This is a genomic window from Sphingopyxis sp. P1IMeth2, assembly GCF_900185685.1.
GTDB lineage: Bacteria > Pseudomonadota > Alphaproteobacteria > Sphingomonadales > Sphingomonadaceae > Sphingopyxis > Sphingopyxis terrae_A.
Window position 1 is genome coordinate 1 of record NZ_FYAT01000016.1, and the last position, 16,602, is coordinate 16,602.

Here is a 16,602-nt window from a genome sequence, read left to right on the forward strand (position 1 = left end):
GCCCAAGCTCCCCAGCGGTCTCGAGAACCTAGGTGGCAACGGGCTCGCAGACGGCGCGGGAGGGTCCGCTAGCGGACCCTCCCGCAAACGCGCTTATGCATCATTATCAAGATACAAGGTGGCAGCCTGAAGGGCTGACGGAGGGGCGGCAACGTCGCGCCCCTCCACCATCCTTCGGATGGTCCCCCTCCCCATCGCGTCGCGACAGGGAGGACCGATATCATTTCACCGGAACCAGCCAGATGGCGACATTGGCGAACATGATCAGCGCCGCGACAACCATCAGCAGCGCGCGGCGGCGGTCGCCGCTGCGAAACACCATGACCCCACCGCCCAGCAGCGCGATTCCGCCCAACATGACGATAGAAAGCAATAGGTCGCCCATGCCCGGCGCTCTACGGGCGGCAGGCCGGCCGGTCAAACCCGCTTTGTGACAAAATAGCGGCGAAAAAGCCGCTGCCGCTTATGGCCAATCCGCGGCGCTTCGCTTAAAGCGCGCTCATCCGATTCCCTCAACGCCCCAGCGGGAGACGCGCCGTGCGCATCGCCATTGCATCCGACCATGCCGCCACCGACCTGAAGGCGCTGCTCGCCGACTGGCTGCGCGGCGAAGGGCATGAGGTTGCCGACCTCGGCACCCATGGTCCCGAGAGCGTCGATTACCCCGATTATGGCTACCGCCTCGCCGCTGCGGTCGCCAATGGCAGCGCCGATAAAGGCATTGCGCTGTGCGGGTCGGGCATTGGCATCTCGATCTCGGTCAACCGCAATCCGGCGTGCCGCTGCGCCCTGGTGTCCGAGCCGCTGTCGGCGAAGCTTGCCCGCGAACATAATGACGCGAACGTCATCGCGATGGGTGCGCGGCTGACGGGCATCGACATGGCCAAGGCCTGCGTCACCGCCTTCCTGACCACCGACTTCGCCGGCGACCGCCACGCGCGCCGCGTCGACAAGCTTTCCCACCCGCCCGTCCTGGAGAACAGCCAATGACCACCGACACGCTCGACAAGCCCATCAAATCGGCCGGCTATTTCACCGACGGCGTCGCCGCTACCGACCCTGCAGTCGCCGCAGCGATGAAGCATGAGCTGGAACGCGAACAATATCAGATCGAACTGATCGCCTCGGAAAACATCGTCTCCAAGGCGGTGCTCGAGGCGCAGGGGTCGGTCTTCACCAACAAATATGCCGAAGGCTATCCGGGGCGCCGCTATTATCAGGGCTGCGCGCCGTCGGATGAAGTCGAACAGCTCGCGATTGATCGCGCGAAGCAGCTTTTCGACTGCAACTTCGCGAACGTCCAGCCACACTCGGGCGCGCAGGCGAACGGGGCGGTGATGCTGGCGCTGACCAAGCCCGGCGCGACGATCCTCGGCATGAGCCTCGATGCCGGCGGCCACCTCACCCACGGTGCGGCGCCTGCCATGTCGGGTAAATGGTTCAACGCCGTCCAATATGGCGTGCGCGCCGACGATCATCTGGTCGATTTCGACCAGGTCGAGGCACTGGCGAAGGAACATCGCCCCGCGCTCATCATTGCGGGCGGCTCGGCCTATCCACGTACGCTCGACTTCGCGCGCTTCCGCGCCATCGCCGACGATGTCGGCGCGCTGCTGATGGTCGATATGGCGCATTTCGCGGGCCTCGTCGCCGGCGGCGCCCACCCTTCGCCGATGGAACATGCCCATGTCGTCACCACGACGACGCACAAGACGCTGCGCGGCCCGCGCGGCGGCATGATCCTGACCAATGACGAGGCGATTGCGAAGCGCATCAACTCGGCGGTGTTCCCCGGCCTGCAGGGCGGCCCGCTGATGCACGTCATCGCGGCCAAGGCGGTGGCATTCGGCGAGGCGCTGCGCCCCGAGTTCAAGGACTATGCGAAGGCGACGATCGCCAACGCGCAGGCGCTCGCCAATCGGCTCAAGGCGCGCGGCGCCGACGTCGTCGCGGGCGGCACCGACACGCACCTCGCCCTCATCGACCTGCGTCCGCTCGGCATCACCGGCCGCGACGCCGACGAGGCGCTCGAACGCTCGGCGATCACCTGCAACAAGAATGGCGTGCCCTTCGATCCGCTGCCGCCGGTCAAGACCAGCGGCATCCGCGTCGGATCGCCCGCGGGAACGACGCGCGGCTTCGGGATCGCCGAGTTCGAGGAAATCGGCGACATGGTCGCCGACGTGCTCGAAGCGCTGCGCGACAAGGGCGAGCATGGCGATGCCGATGTCGAAGCGAATGTCCGCGCCCGCGTCCGCACGCTGTGCGAACGCTTCCCCATCTATCAGGGATAACGGCGATGGCGCGGCAGCACCCCGAGGAACCGACGCTGGTCGAACTGACGATCGAAGAGGTCAAGGCGATGGGCAAGCAGGGGATCGACCATCCCTCGACGCGGCCGGTCATCACCGGCGGCGTCGTGGGTGCGATCGCGGGTGCGGTGCTGCCCGTCGTGACCTGGCCGGTCGGGTTGTTCGCGGGCGCAGCCATCGCACTCTATGCGCGGGTGAAGCGATAGCCCATGCGCTGCCCCTATTGCGGACATGAAGACAGCCAGGTGAAGGACAGCCGCCCGACCGAGGACGGCGCCGCCATTCGCCGCCGCCGCCAGTGCGAGGATTGCGGCGCGCGCTTCACCACCTTCGAGCGTATCCAGCTGCGCGAGGTCGCCGTACTCAAGGCCGACGGGCGGCGCGAACCCTTCGACCGCGAAAAGCTGATGCGCAGCGTCCAGATCGCGTGCCGCAAACGCCCGATTGACGGCGCGCGGATCGAACGACTGGTGTCGGGCATCCAGCGCCAACTCGAAACCTCGGGCGACAACGAGGTCCAGGCGACGCAGATCGGCGCGATGGTGATGGAGGCGCTCAAGGGCTTCGACAATGTCGCCTATATCCGCTTCGCCAGCGTCTATCGCGACTTTACCGAAGCCCGGGATTTCGAGGAATTCGCCTCGTCGATCACCGAGGCAGCGAAGCAGGGCTGACCGTGACGGATCTGGCCCCTCCCCCCGTCATTGTCCTCGTGCGCCCCCAACTTGGCGAGAATATCGGCAAGGCAGCGCGCGCGATGCTCAATTTCGGGTTGACCGAACTGCGCCTTGTCGCGCCGCGCGATGGCTGGCCGAACCCCGATGCGGGGCCCGCCGCATCGGGGGCCGACGTGGTGCTGGCCGAGGCGCAGGTATTCAATACGCTGGCCGATGCGGTCGCCGATTGCCAGACCATCTATGCGACCACCGTGCGCAAGCGCGGGGTTTCCAAGCCCGTGTTCACGCCCGAAGAGGCGGCAAGGCAGGTTCATGCCAGCGCCGGACGGTCGGCCTATATCTTCGGGCCCGAGCGCTCGGGACTGGAAACCGACGACGTCGCGTTGGCCCACAGCATCGTCACGGTGCCGATCAACCCCCAGTTCGGATCGCTCAATCTGGCGCAGGCGGTGATCCTGCTCGCCTATGAATGGTCGAAGCATGTCCCGAGCGGGGGCAAGGGAGGCATCGCGCTCGCCAGCCCGCCGGACGTCCCGCTCGATCCCCCCGCCCCGCACGGCGAGCTAGAGGAGTTGATCCAGCATTTCGTCCGCGACCTCGACAAGGCCGGCTATTTCTTTCCCGAGGAACGGACCGAGGCAACGCTGCGGACGCTGCGCACCGCGCTGACGAAGACCGGCTGGTCGCACAACGACATCCGGATGATGCACGGGATCGTGACCATATTGGGCCGCACGCCCCGCGCGCGGTAAGTCGTCCGCCGCAACGGAATTGACAATTTCTTCGCATCGTGCTGCGGTGCAGCATCGTTGGCCCGCCGCCGCAGAATTGCGACGCGGCTCTCCCCGGGAGTAGACTGAAGATGATGAGCCTGATGCTTTCGCTCGCCTTTGCAGCGGCGGGAACCGAAGCCCCTCCGCCGGCAAAGTCGGCCAAGCCGAAGAAGATTTGCGAAAAGGTCGAAAGCACCGGCAGCGCGGTGCCGAAGCGCATCTGCCGCACCGTCGTCGAATCGGCACCGCCAAAGGACGATGCCCACGCCGATGGCGACAAGCCCGGTACCGCCGCCACCAATTGAGCGACGGTTAGTCGGCGCGCAGGCGGTCCCAGCGGACGGCCTCATAGGCGATCGACTGTTCGACCAGTTCGTTCCACACCGCGCGGATACGCTGCGGATCGAGGCCCGCGCTTTCGGCTTCGCGCGCGACATTGTCGAGCACCTGCGCCTTGCGCGGCTCGTCGCGAACGGCGCTCCGCTCGGTCTTGATCCGCGCCGCCGCGTCCATATAGCCGAACCGGCGCACCAGCAGCGCGACAAGCTCGCGGTCGACCTGATCGACGCCGGCGCGCACGTCGGCCATGGTTTCGCATTGGTCTGGAAGTTTGGCAGAGGTCATGCGCGCTGCCTTTAGCGCCTTTTTGCGCGCCGTCCAGCGTCCGGCACGACTTGACTCGGCCGCGCCTACGGTCTAACCGCGCGCCTTCGCAAATTGACCCCGCACCCCGGTGAAGCGGCGGTCGCACAGGACAGCGGACCTGTGGTGCGATCCGGGATCCGCCGAAATCCTTCGGCACACAGCAAATTGGAGACGACATATGTCGAAGCGCCAGAGCGCCAAGTACAAACTCGACCGCCGGATGGGCGAAAACATCTGGGGTCGCCCGAAGAGCCCGGTCAACCGCCGCGAATATGGCCCCGGCCAGCACGGTCAGCGCCGCAAGGGCAAGATGTCGGACTTCGGCATCCAGCTCCGCGCCAAGCAGAAGCTCAAGGGCTATTACGGCGACATCACCGAAAAGCAGTTCAAGAAGAACTATATCGAAGCCGCGCGCATGAAGGGCGACACCGGCCAGAATCTGATCGGCCTGCTCGAACGCCGCCTCGACGCGCTTGTCTATCGCGCCAAGTTCGCGCCGACGATCTTCTCGGCGCGCCAGCTCGTCAGCCATGGTCACGTCTATGTGAACGGCGTGAAGTGCAACATCGCGAGCCGCCTCGTGAAGCCGGGCGACGAAGTCACCCTCGGCAAGAAGGCGCAGGAAATGGCGCTGGTTGCCGAAGCGCAGAGCCTGCCCGAGCGCGACCTGCCCGAATATCTGGCGCTCGACGGCACCAAGGCGACTTTCGTCCGCGTGCCGACGCTCGACGAAGTACCCTATCCGGTGAAGATGGAACCCAATCTGGTCGTCGAATTCTATTCGCGCTGATCCGGTTTCCACCGAAGCGACATCAAGGGGGCGGTCCGAAAGGGCCGCCCTTCTTGCATCGGGGCGGCCCGGCTGGCAAAAGCCTCCCGTCAAACACGAAAACCCAAGGAAATTCCATGCTTCGCTTCCCCCGAACCACCGCAGCTCTTGCGGTTCTGCTCGGCGTTGCCGGGTGCAATGCCGATGCGCCGACGACCGGGGCCACGGCGGCCGACGCTGTTGCCGTGCTGCCCGATGTCCAGTTCCCCGAGTTGTCGCTCCAGACTTTGCAGGATGTGACCAAGGAATTGTCATCGGACGCCTATGAGGGCCGCGCACCCGGGACGAAGGGCGAAGAAAAGACGATCGCTTATCTGACGAGCCAGTTCGCGGCGGCAGGGCTGAAGCCCGGCAACAACGGCCAGTGGACGCAGGAAGTCCCGCTTGTCGAGATCACAGCGAAGAATGCGACGCCGCTGCACTTCACCGGCGGCAAGGCGCCGGTCACGCTGCAATATGCGAAGGATTATGTCGCCTTCAGCTACCGCGTGCAGCCGAAGACCGAAATCAAGGACAGCGACGTCGTCTTCGTAGGCTATGGCATCAACGCGCCTGAAAAGGGCTGGAACGATTATGCCGGGCTCAATGTGAAGGGCAAGACGGTGGTCATCCTCGTCAACGACCCCGACTGGCAAACCCCGGAAACCAAAGGCGAATTCAACGGCCGCGCGATGACCTATTACGGCCGCTGGAGCTATAAATATGAAGAAGCGGCGCGCCAGGGCGCCGCCGCCGCGCTGATCGTCCACGACACCGAACCCGCCGCCTATGGCTGGAACGTCGTGGAAAGCAGCAACACCGGCACCCAATATCTCGCCGAAAAGAAGGATGGCGGCGCCGATCAGACTGCGGCGAACGGCTGGATACAGCTCGACAAGGCGAAGGAATTGTTCGCAAGCGCCGGGCAGGATTTCGACGCGCTGCGCGAAGCGGCGGGCAAGAGGGGTTTCAAGGCCGTCCCGCTCACCGGCGTCAAGGCCTCGCTCAGCTTCGACAATCAGATTTCCAAGAAGCTGTCGCATAACATCATCGGCATTCTGCCTGGCAAGAAGCGGCCCGACGAATATGTGCTCTATACCGCGCATTGGGACCATCTTGGCCGCTGCACGCCGGTGAACGGCGACGACATCTGCAACGGCGCCGTCGATAATGCGACCGGCACCGCCGCCTTGGTGACGCTGGCGCAGGCCTATCAGAAGGCGGGCGCGCCCGACCGCAGCATCGTGTTCCTGGCGGTGACGGCGGAGGAATCGGGTCTGCTCGGATCGGAATATTATGCCGCGAACCCGGTGTTTCCGCTCGCGCAAACGGTTGGCGGCGTGAATATGGACGCGCTCAACCCCAATGGGCCCGCGAAGGACATCGTCGTCGTCGGCCGCGGCAAGTCGCAGCTCGACGCCTATCTGGAGAAGATCGCCAAGGCGGCGAAGGTGACGATTGTCGATGAACCGACCCCCGAAAAGGGCTTCTACTATCGCTCGGATCACTTCAGCTTCGCCAAGCGCGGCGTGCCCTTCTTCAACTTCGGCGCCGGCGAGGATCTGTTCGCGGGCGGCAAGGACGCCGGCAAGAAAGCCGCCGAGGATTATGAGAAGAACCGTTACCACGCGCCCGGCGACGAATATGCTGCGATAAAGAATTGGGACGGCATGCTCGCCGATCTCCGCCTCTATTATGCCGCCGGCCGGATGCTCGCATCGACCGATAGCTGGCCCAACTGGAACGAAGGCGACGAGTTCCGCGCCGCGCGCGACAAATCGCGCGAAGGCAAATAAGCGAGGCGGCGCCCATGACGCTCCATATGCCCGCCGAATGGGCGCCGCACGCCGCAGTGTGGATCGGCTTTCCGCACCTCGATGACGAGTGGGCGGGGCAAATCGATGCGGCGCGTGCCGATGTCGCTGCTTTTGCCAACGTTGTCCACGACGGCGGCCGCGGCGAGGAGGTGCGGCTAGTGGTCAATGACGAGCGGCAGGCGCAGATTGCTGCGGCTCTCGTCGACCACGGGGTGCGCATCCTGGTGCAGCCGCTCGGCGACATCTGGCTGCGCGACACGGGACCGATCATCGTGGGAGCGGGCCTGAAAAGGCGCGCGCGCAACTTTCGTTTCAACTGGTGGGGCGAGAAATTCGTCATGCCGGGCGATCAGGAAGTCGGCGCCGCGCTGGCGACCGAAAGCGGCCTGCCCTTCGATGAGCAGGATTGGGTGCTCGAAGGCGGCGGGATCGACGTCGACGGCACCGGACTTTGCGTCACGACCGAGGAATGTCTGCTCAACATCAACCGCAACCCGTCTCTGACGCGCGCGGACATTGCCGTAAGGCTGCACCAGTCCCTCGGTATCGACCGCCTGCTGTGGCTCGGCAAGGGGCTGGTCGGCGACCATACCGACGGCCATGTCGACAATCTCGCCCGCTTCGTGGGCGAGGGGCGGCTTGCCTTGCCCGTGGCGGCGGGCAGCGACGACCCCAACGCCGATATTTACGAGGATGCGCGCGTGCGCGCCGCGGCGTTCGGTGGCATCGAGATCGTCGACCTCCCCTCGCCCGGCCGGGTCGAGATGGACGGCGAGATCGTCGCGGCGAGCTATATGAACTTCTACATCGGCAACACGGTTGTTGTCGTCCCGACCTATGGCGTCGCCAACGATGCTGCTGCAGTCGAGGCACTCGCGGTGCTGTTCCCCGATCGCCGCGCCGTCGGCGTTCCAGCGCGCGGAATCATCGCCGGCGGCGGCAGCTTCCATTGCTCGAGCCAGCAGGTGCCGGCGTGAGGCGACGCGTGGGCACGGATGGTGGTGCAAGCGTCGGTGTTGGGGTAGGAAACCGACGAAAGCGCGAATAGGTTTTGGCGCGGAGGACGAATACCGGGCCCACACGACAAGATCATTGCCAACGCCGCAACAGCGGCGCTGAGGCCCTTAGGCTTTCAGCGCAAAGGGCAATCGCGCTTATGGTTCTTCGATCATTCTTGGTGGCTCACTGTTGTCGAGTTCCAGCCAAGCTCTTGGAGCAAGGGCAGCTATCTTAACGTCGGAGCACACTGGCTTGGGATGGACGTTGCGCCGATCAGCTTCGACTTCGGCGGACGCTTGGAAGGCTTCGAGGAATACTTATCGGACGAACAATTTGCGGTGGCAGTCGCGCGCCTCGCCGACAGAGCGGCCGATGGAGCACGGCGACTTGCGGCAATGTTTAGTTCCCTACCCGATACGGCCGAGATTCTCCTGGAACAGGGACGGACCGAAGCGCGACAGGCACCGGCGCACCCAAGTTGGATGCTCTACAACGCCGGGGTCGCAGCAGGGCTAGTCGGGCGTAACGATGAAGCAGCCGAAATGTTCGGGCGTGTGTTGAATGGCCCCGGGGATCGAACATCGGTGCTTCGTCTAAAGGCCGAGCGCATGTCCAACCTCGCATCGGACGCGGCGACGTTAAGGCAGGAAGCGGCTTCGACGATCGTGCAACAAAGAGAACCTTTACGGCTGTCGCCGTGGGACGCGTCACAGCTTTGATGGCCCAATGACCGCCATCGGTCGCTAGCCGACGCCCCCGATCCTAACAACGCCAACCGCTCATCCGCTTTTGCGGTGGCAAGATGCGCTGGCTTGCTTATATCCGCCTCATGACCCGTACCATCACCGTCGCCGCGCTCCAGCTCCCCCTTCCCGGACCCGTGCAACCCAATATCGACGCGGTCACGGCGCTCGTCGAGGAGGCGGCGGCCAAGGGCGCGCAGGTCATCCTGCCGCCCGAGCTGTTTGAAGGCCCCTATTTCTGCCAGGTCGAAGAAGAGGCGCTGTTCGCTAGCGCCCACCCGACCGCCGAGCATCCGAGCGTCAAGGCGATGCAGGCGCTCGCCGCGAAGCTGAAGGTCGCGATCCCGACCAGCTTCTTCGAGAAGGACGGGCCGCATTATTACAACACGCTCGCAATGATCGGCCCCGATGGCGCGATCATGGGTATCTATCGCAAAAGCCACATCCCCGATGGGCCGGGCTATGAAGAGAAATATTATTTCCGCCCCGGCAACACGGGGTTCAAGGTGTGGGACGTCTTTGGCACCCGCATCGGCGTCGGGGTGTGTTGGGACCAATGGTATCCCGAATGCGCGCGTGCGATGGCGCTGATGGGCGCCGAACTGCTTTTCTACCCGACCGCGATCGGCAGCGAGCCCTATGACGCCGACCTCGACACCCGCCACATGTGGCGCCGCGCGATGCAGGGTCATGCGGTGTCGAACTGCATGCCGGTGATCGCCGCCAACCGCATCGGCGCAGAGGGTGACGCGAATTTCTATGGCCACAGCTTCATAACCGACGAATGGGGCGATCTGACGCAGGCGTTCGGCGCCGCCGAAACGGGGGTGCTGGTCGAAACGATCGATCTCGACCGCGCGGCGAAGCATCGTGCGGGCATGGGCTTTTTCCGCGACCGCCGGCCCCAGCTTTACGGACGGCTGGCCGAGGACATCTGACCGCGCGGATTGGGGGGATAACGCATGGACGTGCCGAACGACATCTTCACCGAGCCCGAGAATGTCGATCCCGACACGCTCGCCAATCTCGGCCCGCTGCGCCACTTCGCCGGTATCTGGGAAGGAAAGCGCGGCGTCGATGTCAATCCGAAGGCCGACGGCCCCGAAACCCGCAACTATTACGAACGGGTCGAAATGCAGCCGATCGACCCGCAAGCGAACGGGCCGCAGCTATTCTATGGCCTGCGCTACCATCTGCACATCAACACGCCCGAAGAGGATATCACCTTCCATGACCAGGTCGGTTACTGGCTCTACGAACCGGCGACCGGGCTGATCCTGCAGACGCTGGCGATCCCGCGCGGCCAGATCGCGATTGCGGCGGGGCACGCGGTGCCCGATGCGCGCAAGCTGTCGGTCCGCGCCGAGCGCGGCCAGACCGAATATGGCATCTGCTCGACCGCGTTTCTGGAAGCGGCGTTCCGTACCGACAGCTATCAGCTCGACGTCGAATTCCATGCTGACGGATCGTGGAGCTATGTCTCCGACACGATGCTGATGGTGCATGGCCGCGACGAGCCTTTCCGGCACCGCGACCACAACCGGCTGGTCAAGGTTGCCGAAGCCGATCTCAACCCTTGGGCGAAGATCGTCCGCGACGGCACGGCAAAGGCGATCGCCTGAACGGTTCAGCCCTCGAAGCGGCGAATGCTTTCCAGATCGACGCGGTTCAGCGGTTCGGTAAACCAGAGTCCCCCGCGGCCGCCGCGCGCCCATCGCACGATCGCCTTGCGCTCCAGCCCGTCGGCCAGCGTCAGGTGCAGATGGCGCCCGACCTCAAGATGTCCACCATGGACGAAGCCCGCGCCGCTTTGCGACATGTCGACAAGCTCGATGATGCTTTCGACCCCATCGACCTGCGCCTTGGCGCGCGAGTGGAGCGGGATGCGCGGGGCGCGATAGCCATAAGCGCGCTGTTCGGCAGCAAGCTGTTTGAGCACGCCGGCGCCGTCGATCTCCTCGTGAAAGGCGACGCCGCAGCGGCCACCGTCGGCCCATACGATCTTGCCCTTCAGCACGACACTGTCGGACAGATAGATGTCCAGATTTTCGTCGACATGGACGGGAACGTCGGCCGCAAGCTGCATGCCGCGGTCGGAAATATTGCGCACGCGCCACAGCCCGACATCATTGTCGCGCACGACTTTTGCGATCCGCCAGACCGTCCGGTAACGGTCCCCCCCACGACGATCGCCATCGGTCGCGGCCCTGGGTTCGTGCGCCGTGCCCGAAAAGCGGGGTTCGATCATTCCATCCTCCTGATCCACAATGCCATCCCGATGGAAGGAAATGGCATCGAACTAACGGAGAATATTCACGCCTAGTCGGGCAAGAATATCCGAATTCTGCAAAATATTCAAACATGTCCCGAGTAAGGTTAACCTGCTTTCAACAAGTTGACCGAACCACCCGATAAGCATGCATCCCGATTATGAATAATTTGCACATTTTCTCCATTTTAACGGTGCCAGAATTGCAACATTAAATGGCTAAGCATCGTTATTTTGCGGGCCTCGAAAGCGGGAGGATCGCAGCGCCGATGCGGGGTCAGATCGCGGGCAGCGCCTGCCGCGCAAATCCCCATCCCTTCAGCGTGGGGCTCGCGGCGCGATCGAGCAAGGCGCGGGCGTCTGCGATGGTCCAGTGACGCGCGCTGTCGATGGCGGCCAGCCCGTCCCAATCGATGGGAACCGCCACCGGCGCCCCCGCCCGCGCGCGCGCCGAATAGGGCATGATTGCGGTGCTGCCGCGCTGGTTGCGCAGCCAGTCGATGAAGATCTTTCCCTTGCGCTTTGCCTTGCTCATCGTCGCGACGAAGCGCTCGGGTTCGGCAAGGCTCATCGCCTCGGCAAAGCGTTTCGAGAAATCCTTATGCGCGTCCCAGCTGTGCCCCGGATCGAGCGGCACGACGACATGGACGCCCTTGCCGCCCGAGAGCATCGCGAAGCTGACGAGGCCGATGTCGGCGAGTTGGCGCTTCAAATTCGCCGCGGCCTTTTTGACGTCGGCGAAGTCGAGCCCTTCGTCGGGGTCGAGGTCGAAGACCATACGGTCGGGCTGTTCGAGCGTATCGACGTGGCTGCCCCAGCCGTGAAATTCGATCGTCCCCATCTGGACGCAGGCGAGGATGCCGTCCGCATCCTCGACATAGAGATAATCCTCGACGGCGCCGTCCTTCTCTTCGATCGGGACGTGGTGGACGTGCGGGCCGAAGCTGCCCGAGTCATGCTTCTGGAAAAAACATTGCTTCGCGCGCCCCTGCGGGCAGCGGACGAGGCTGACCGGGCGGCGCGCGAGGTGGGGGAGCATGACCGGCGCCACCGCGGCATAATAGTCGGCGAGGTCGCCCTTCGTCGCCTTTGCCTCGGGGAAGATGACGCGCTCGCGGCTGCTGATCTTCACGTCGCTGACCGGGCCGGGAGCCTTGGCCTTGGTTTCGGGTTTCACGTCCTTCGCCTCCTTGTCGGCGCGCAGCCCGACGAAGCTCGCGTGGCGGACCGAGCCGCCGGCGGTATATTCGGCGAAGGCGATCTCGGCGACAAGGTCGGGCTTTACCCAATGGACCTTGCGCGCCGCCACCTTGTCGACCTCGACCGGCGCAGTCTTGCGCGCGCGGCCCGCGAATTTCGCCGCGAGCATCGCCATCGTATCGGCATCGAAGCCGGTGCCGACATTGCCCTTATAGACGAGTTCCCCCTTTTCGCGCTGCGCAAGGAGCAGCGAAGCGAAGGGGCGTGCCTTCGTCGAACTCTCCTTCCAGCCGACGATGACGAATTCCTGGCGACGGGTGCATTTGACCTTCACCCAGTTTTTCGACCGGCGGCCGGCATAGGGTGCATCGGCGCGCTTGGCGATGATGCCTTCCTGCCCCGCGCCGCACATCGCCGCATAGAGCTTTTCGCCCGCGCCGATGACATGATCGGCGACCGCAATGGGCGGCGCTGCATCGCAGAGCAGCGCCTCGAGACGTTCCTTGCGTTCGAGATTGCCGAGCGCGGTGAGCGATTTTCCGTTCTCTTCGAGCAGGTCGAAGGCGAAGAAGTGGAGGTCGGTCGCCTCGTCCTGCGCGCCGTGGCCGCGTTTCAGGACCGCCTGGAGCGAGGAGAAGTCGGGATTGCCGTCCTTGCCATAGGCGACGATCTCACCGTCGATCAGGCACGGCGGCAGGTCGAGCGCGGCGATGTGGCGCGCGAGCGGCGCAAACTTGTCGGTCCAGTCGAGCCCGCTGCGCGTATAGACGACGACCCGCTCGCCCGCCGCGGCGACGAGCGCGCGATAGCCGTCGAACTTGATCTCGTGGAACCAGTTGTTGCCCGCCGGCACGCTGTCGACGAGCGTCGCCAGCTGCAGCTTGCGGAATTTGGGCGGCTTGGCGCCGGCTTTTGAGCCTTTGGCGACCTTGCGATTGTGCGCCGCCGCTGCCGCCATCTTCTTCGCGAAGGCTTCACCCTTTGCGTCCTTCAGCGATTGCTCGCCGTCTTCGTCGCCCGCAATCTCGGCCATCGGGCGGTCGGTGAGGACGCTGGTGAGGTATCGGCCGGTCAAGTCGTCGCTGCCGCCCGCATAAGCGTCGTCGATCTTGCGGAGCAGCCAGTTTTCGCGCTTTTCACCGGCGCGGGGCTTCATGCGGACGAGCAGCCATTCGCCCTTCATCCGCTCGCCGTCGAGGGTGAAGTGAAGATGGCCCTTTTCCAGGTCCTTCGCGCTCTTCCCCGCGACCGGCGCCCAGGTGCCGCGATCCCACAGCATCACCGAACCGCCGCCATATTCGCCCTTGGGGATCGCCCCCTCGAAATCGGCATAGGCCATCGGATGATCTTCGGTGCGCACCGCGAGCCGCTTGTCGTCGGGGTTCGCGCTCGGGCCCTTGGTGACCGCCCAGCTTTTCAGCACACCATCGACTTCGAGCCGGAAGTCGTAATGGAGGCGCGTCGCGTCGTGTTTCTGGACGATGAAGCGATTGCCGCCCCCCTTCGCAACCTTGCCCGCGGGTTCGGGGGTCAGCTTGAAATCGCGCTTCTTGTTATATTGGGCGAGAGGGTCGGCACGGGTCATCGCGTTCCACCTTGTCTGCGCCCCTGCGAAGGCAGGGGCCCATCACCGAAGCGGGCGATGCGAGCCGAACCGTAGGAAAATGGCGCGAGGCCGGATGATGGCCCCCTGCCTTCGCATGGGCACACAATAGCCGAGGGCAATCCGGCGCTCACGAGACTATGCCCGCTTTTTCGCCGGCGCCTTTTTGGCGGGCGCCTTCTTCTTCGTCGCAGCGGCGACCTTTTTCTTGCCGTCGACCGACGCCTTGAGCGCTGCCATCAGATCAATGACATTCGATCCTTCGCGCACGTCGGCGGGTTCCCCGACATCCTCGAGCACGCGCTTGCCCTTGGCTTTCGCTTTCTTGGAAATGACGCGCTTCAGCGCATCGACGTAGTGATTGTGATAGTCGGCGGCGTCGAACTTGCCGCTCTTCTTGTCGATCAGCGTTTCGGCGAGATCGAGCAGGTCGGCGTCGGGCTTGCTCGCGGGGACGTCGCGGAAATAGCTGGCCGCCTTGTTCACTTCCTCGGCATAGCGCAGCACTTCGAGCACCAGCCCCTTGCCGCAGGGACGCAGCCCGACGAGCTGTTCCTGACCGCGCAGCGCAAGCTGTCCCAGCCCCACCTTCTTCGTTCGCCGCAGCGCTTCGCGCAGGACGATATAGGCTTCCTCGGCCAGATCGTCGGCGGGGACGACATAATAGGGCTTTTCATAATAGAGGATGTCGATGTCGCTCGCATCGACGAATTGGACCAGCTCGAGCGTCCGCTTGCTCTCCAGCTTGACCGCCTCGATCTCTTCTTCGTCGAGCAGGACATACTGGCCCTTCGACACCTCATAGCCCTTGACGATATCATCGGTATCGATGGCGCCGATGCCGGGCACGACCTTTTCATATTTGACCGGTTTGCCGCTCGGTTCGTGGATCTGGCGGAAGCTGACGCTCGCCCCCGATTTGGTCGCCGGATAGATTTCGACCGGGATCGACACCAGTGCGAGGCGGATCTGACCCTTCCAATAGGCGCGTTGCACCATCTGCAAACCTCCATAGCGGAATGCGAGTGCAATGCGCGGCCTGCCATGCGGGTTCCGCCGGGGCCGTTACGCGCCTGAAGGTCGATGATCGGTTATGGTGCCCCTGGCCGGACTCGAACCAGCACTCCTTGCGGAACTCGATTTTGAGTCGAGCGCGTCTACCAATTTCACCACAGGGGCCTGCCACGGGCGCATCGCCCGAAAGCGCGGCGCTCCCCCTAGGGCGAAGCGCCGCCGCTTGCCAAGCTATTTCTTCAATTCCTTCGCCAGCGTCTTGGCGGTCGCTTTGCCATAGGGCGGCTTGAAGCCGGCGAGCCCGGCGACGTCGAGCTTGGGCTGGCGATAAACGGCGCGCGCGTGGCTGAAGGTGCGGAAGCCGTCCAGCCCATGATAATTGCCCATTCCCGACGGCCCGACCCCACCGAAGGGCAGGTCTTCCATCGCATTATGAAACAGCACGTCGTTGACCGTGACACCGCCCGAAATCGTCCGCGTCAGCACGCGGTCCTCCTCGCTTTTGTCCTGCCCGAAATAATAAAGGCCGAGCGGACGGTCGTGCGCATTCACATAATCGATCGCCTCGTCGATCGTCTTGTAGGTCTTGACCGGCAGGATCGGGCCGAAGATTTCCTCCTGCATCACCTTCATATCGTCGGTCGCGCCGCGCACGATATGAAGCGGCATCTTGTGGCCGTTGGCGCTCGCGAAATCCTCGTTCGCGGGATTGACCTCGATCACCTCGGCGCCCTTTTCGCGCGCGTCGGCCAGATAGCCCTGCAGGCGGTCGAAATTGCGGCCGTTGACGACCGACGTATAGTCGTCATTCTTGAGCAGCGTCGGATAGAGCGACGCGACGCCCTTGCTCACACTGTCGATCACCTCGCCCTCCTGATCTTCAGCGACGAGCAGATAGTCGGGCGCCAGGCAGATCTGCCCCGCGTTCATCATCTTGCCGAGCGCGACGCGCTGCCCAACAAGATCCTTGTTCGCGCTGCGCCCGATGAAGGTCGGCGACTTGCCACCCAGCTCGAGCGTCACGGGCACGAGATTATCCGCCGCCGCGCGCATGATATGCCTGCCGACGCTGGTCGCCCCGGTGAAGATCAGATGGTCGAAAGCCAGCTTCGAGAAAGCGACGCCAACGTCGGCCCCGCCCGTGAACACCGCCATTTCGCTCTCGTCAAAATAGTCGGGGACGAGGCGCGCCATCAGGTCGGAGACATTCTCGGTAAACTCGCTCGGCTTGATCATCGCGCGGTTGCCCGCCGCCAATATCCCCGCCATCGGCACGAAGACCATGCCGACCGGGAAATTCCACGGAGCGACCACACCGACGACGCCCTTCGGCTGATAGACAACCTCGGCTTTCGCGCCCAGCAGGCCGAGCGGAAAGGTGGGCTTGCGCTTTTCGCCGCGCGACCAGGCCGCCATATGCTTCTTGGCATGTTTGAGGGCGCTGACCGACGGCATGATGTCGGTCATCAACGTCTGTTCGCGGCTGCGATGGCCGAAATCTTCGCTCACCGCCTTGGCGAAATCCTCGGCATGATCGACCAGCAGCGCGATCGCGCGGTCGATGCGGTCGGTACGGACCGACAGGCTTTCGGGCATCGCGGCGGTAAAGCTGGCGCGCTGCGTTTCGAGCACGCGCTGCATCCGCGCGCTTTCGCTGGCGATATCTTCCTTGATGGCAGTGGCCATGACCCGTCTCCCCATGTGATTGCGCCTGTTTGACCACGCTCTGCAGCGGGTTTCAA

General features: G+C 64.1%; 18 protein-coding genes and 1 tRNA gene. 12 read left to right on the plus strand and 7 right to left on the minus strand.

The window, feature by feature from the left end; genetic code table 11:
* Positions 1 to 220 precede the first annotated feature (220 nt).
* Positions 221 to 385 carry a hypothetical protein gene (locus P1IM2_RS15845; RefSeq protein WP_186403041.1) on the minus strand — a complete coding sequence of 55 codons (165 nt, stop codon included), beginning with the start codon at positions 383 to 385 and terminating at the stop codon, positions 221 to 223.
* A gap of 152 nt (positions 386 to 537) precedes the next feature.
* Here P1IM2_RS15845 and rpiB point away from each other — a divergent pair, with 152 nt between their 5' ends.
* The 6 genes from rpiB to P1IM2_RS15875 all read left to right on the plus strand — a co-directional run bounded on the left by rpiB (position 538) and on the right by P1IM2_RS15875 (position 4,067).
* On the plus strand, positions 538 to 990 hold the full coding sequence (gene rpiB / locus P1IM2_RS15850) for a ribose 5-phosphate isomerase B (protein WP_062902259.1): 453 nt from the start codon (positions 538 to 540) through the stop codon (positions 988 to 990).
* Complete coding sequence (glyA, locus tag P1IM2_RS15855; RefSeq protein ID WP_186403042.1) at positions 987 to 2,294, plus strand: serine hydroxymethyltransferase; 1,308 nt, start codon at positions 987 to 989, stop codon at positions 2,292 to 2,294. The genes rpiB and glyA overlap by 4 nt, the downstream gene beginning before the upstream one ends.
* A gap of 5 nt (positions 2,295 to 2,299) precedes the next feature.
* Positions 2,300 to 2,518: a hypothetical protein gene (locus P1IM2_RS15860; RefSeq protein ID WP_186403043.1), complete on the plus strand. Its 219-nt coding sequence runs from the start codon at positions 2,300 to 2,302 to the stop codon at positions 2,516 to 2,518.
* A gap of 3 nt (positions 2,519 to 2,521) precedes the next feature.
* Positions 2,522 to 2,986, plus strand: coding sequence for a transcriptional regulator NrdR (nrdR, locus tag P1IM2_RS15865; protein ID WP_062902257.1), 465 nt, complete (start codon positions 2,522 to 2,524; stop codon positions 2,984 to 2,986).
* A 2-nt stretch (positions 2,987 to 2,988) separates the two neighbouring features.
* Positions 2,989 to 3,741, plus strand: a complete 753-nt coding sequence (locus P1IM2_RS15870; RefSeq protein ID WP_186403044.1) for an RNA methyltransferase — start codon at positions 2,989 to 2,991, stop codon at positions 3,739 to 3,741.
* A 110-nt stretch (positions 3,742 to 3,851) separates the two neighbouring features.
* Positions 3,852 to 4,067 (plus strand): hypothetical protein, encoded by a 216-nt coding sequence (locus tag P1IM2_RS15875; RefSeq protein ID WP_186403045.1) that lies wholly within the window; start codon positions 3,852 to 3,854, stop codon positions 4,065 to 4,067.
* A gap of 7 nt (positions 4,068 to 4,074) precedes the next feature.
* On the opposite strand, the gene P1IM2_RS15880 is transcribed toward P1IM2_RS15875, so the two are convergent.
* A complete protein-coding gene (locus P1IM2_RS15880) occupies positions 4,075 to 4,386 on the minus strand; it encodes a chorismate mutase (protein ID WP_058811316.1) in 312 nt (103 codons plus the stop codon).
* A gap of 199 nt (positions 4,387 to 4,585) precedes the next feature.
* On the opposite strand from P1IM2_RS15880, the gene rpsD reads away from it, so the two are divergent.
* The 6 genes from rpsD to P1IM2_RS15910 all read left to right on the plus strand — a co-directional run bounded on the left by rpsD (position 4,586) and on the right by P1IM2_RS15910 (position 10,396).
* Positions 4,586 to 5,197, plus strand: coding sequence for a 30S ribosomal protein S4 (gene rpsD, locus P1IM2_RS15885; RefSeq protein WP_003044490.1), 612 nt, complete (start codon positions 4,586 to 4,588; stop codon positions 5,195 to 5,197).
* 116 nt (positions 5,198 to 5,313) lie between these two features.
* Positions 5,314 to 7,011, plus strand: coding sequence for a M28 family metallopeptidase (locus P1IM2_RS15890; protein ID WP_186403046.1), 1,698 nt, complete (start codon positions 5,314 to 5,316; stop codon positions 7,009 to 7,011).
* A 14-nt stretch (positions 7,012 to 7,025) separates the two neighbouring features.
* Complete coding sequence (locus tag P1IM2_RS15895; protein ID WP_186403047.1) at positions 7,026 to 8,009, plus strand: agmatine deiminase family protein; 984 nt, start codon at positions 7,026 to 7,028, stop codon at positions 8,007 to 8,009.
* Positions 8,010 to 8,288: 279 nt separating this feature from the next.
* Positions 8,289 to 8,750 (plus strand): hypothetical protein, encoded by a 462-nt coding sequence (locus P1IM2_RS15900; protein ID WP_186403048.1) that lies wholly within the window; start codon positions 8,289 to 8,291, stop codon positions 8,748 to 8,750.
* Positions 8,751 to 8,860: 110 nt separating this feature from the next.
* A complete protein-coding gene (gene aguB, locus P1IM2_RS15905) occupies positions 8,861 to 9,712 on the plus strand; it encodes an N-carbamoylputrescine amidase (RefSeq protein WP_186403049.1) in 852 nt (283 codons plus the stop codon).
* 24 nt (positions 9,713 to 9,736) lie between these two features.
* Positions 9,737 to 10,396, plus strand: a complete 660-nt coding sequence (locus P1IM2_RS15910; RefSeq protein ID WP_186403050.1) for an FABP family protein — start codon at positions 9,737 to 9,739, stop codon at positions 10,394 to 10,396.
* Between the two features lie 5 nt (positions 10,397 to 10,401).
* Here P1IM2_RS15910 and P1IM2_RS15915 read toward each other — a convergent pair whose 3' ends face one another.
* From P1IM2_RS15915 to P1IM2_RS15935, 5 genes are all read right to left on the minus strand, one after another.
* Positions 10,402 to 11,022: a PilZ domain-containing protein gene (locus P1IM2_RS15915; RefSeq protein WP_058813295.1), complete on the minus strand. Its 621-nt coding sequence runs from the start codon at positions 11,020 to 11,022 to the stop codon at positions 10,402 to 10,404.
* Positions 11,023 to 11,320: 298 nt separating this feature from the next.
* Entirely contained in the window at positions 11,321 to 13,828 is a 2,508-nt protein-coding gene (gene ligD / locus P1IM2_RS15920) for a DNA ligase D (protein WP_186403051.1), read from the minus strand.
* A 156-nt stretch (positions 13,829 to 13,984) separates the two neighbouring features.
* The gene (locus tag P1IM2_RS15925) at positions 13,985 to 14,845 is read right to left on the minus strand and encodes a Ku protein (protein ID WP_186403052.1); all 861 of its coding nucleotides are present in this window, start codon (positions 14,843 to 14,845) and stop codon (positions 13,985 to 13,987) included.
* Between the two features lie 95 nt (positions 14,846 to 14,940).
* Positions 14,941 to 15,025: transfer RNA gene (locus P1IM2_RS15930), tRNA-Leu, on the minus strand.
* A gap of 66 nt (positions 15,026 to 15,091) precedes the next feature.
* Entirely contained in the window at positions 15,092 to 16,546 is a 1,455-nt protein-coding gene (locus tag P1IM2_RS15935) for a coniferyl aldehyde dehydrogenase (RefSeq protein ID WP_186403053.1), read from the minus strand.
* Positions 16,547 to 16,602 lie beyond the last annotated feature (56 nt).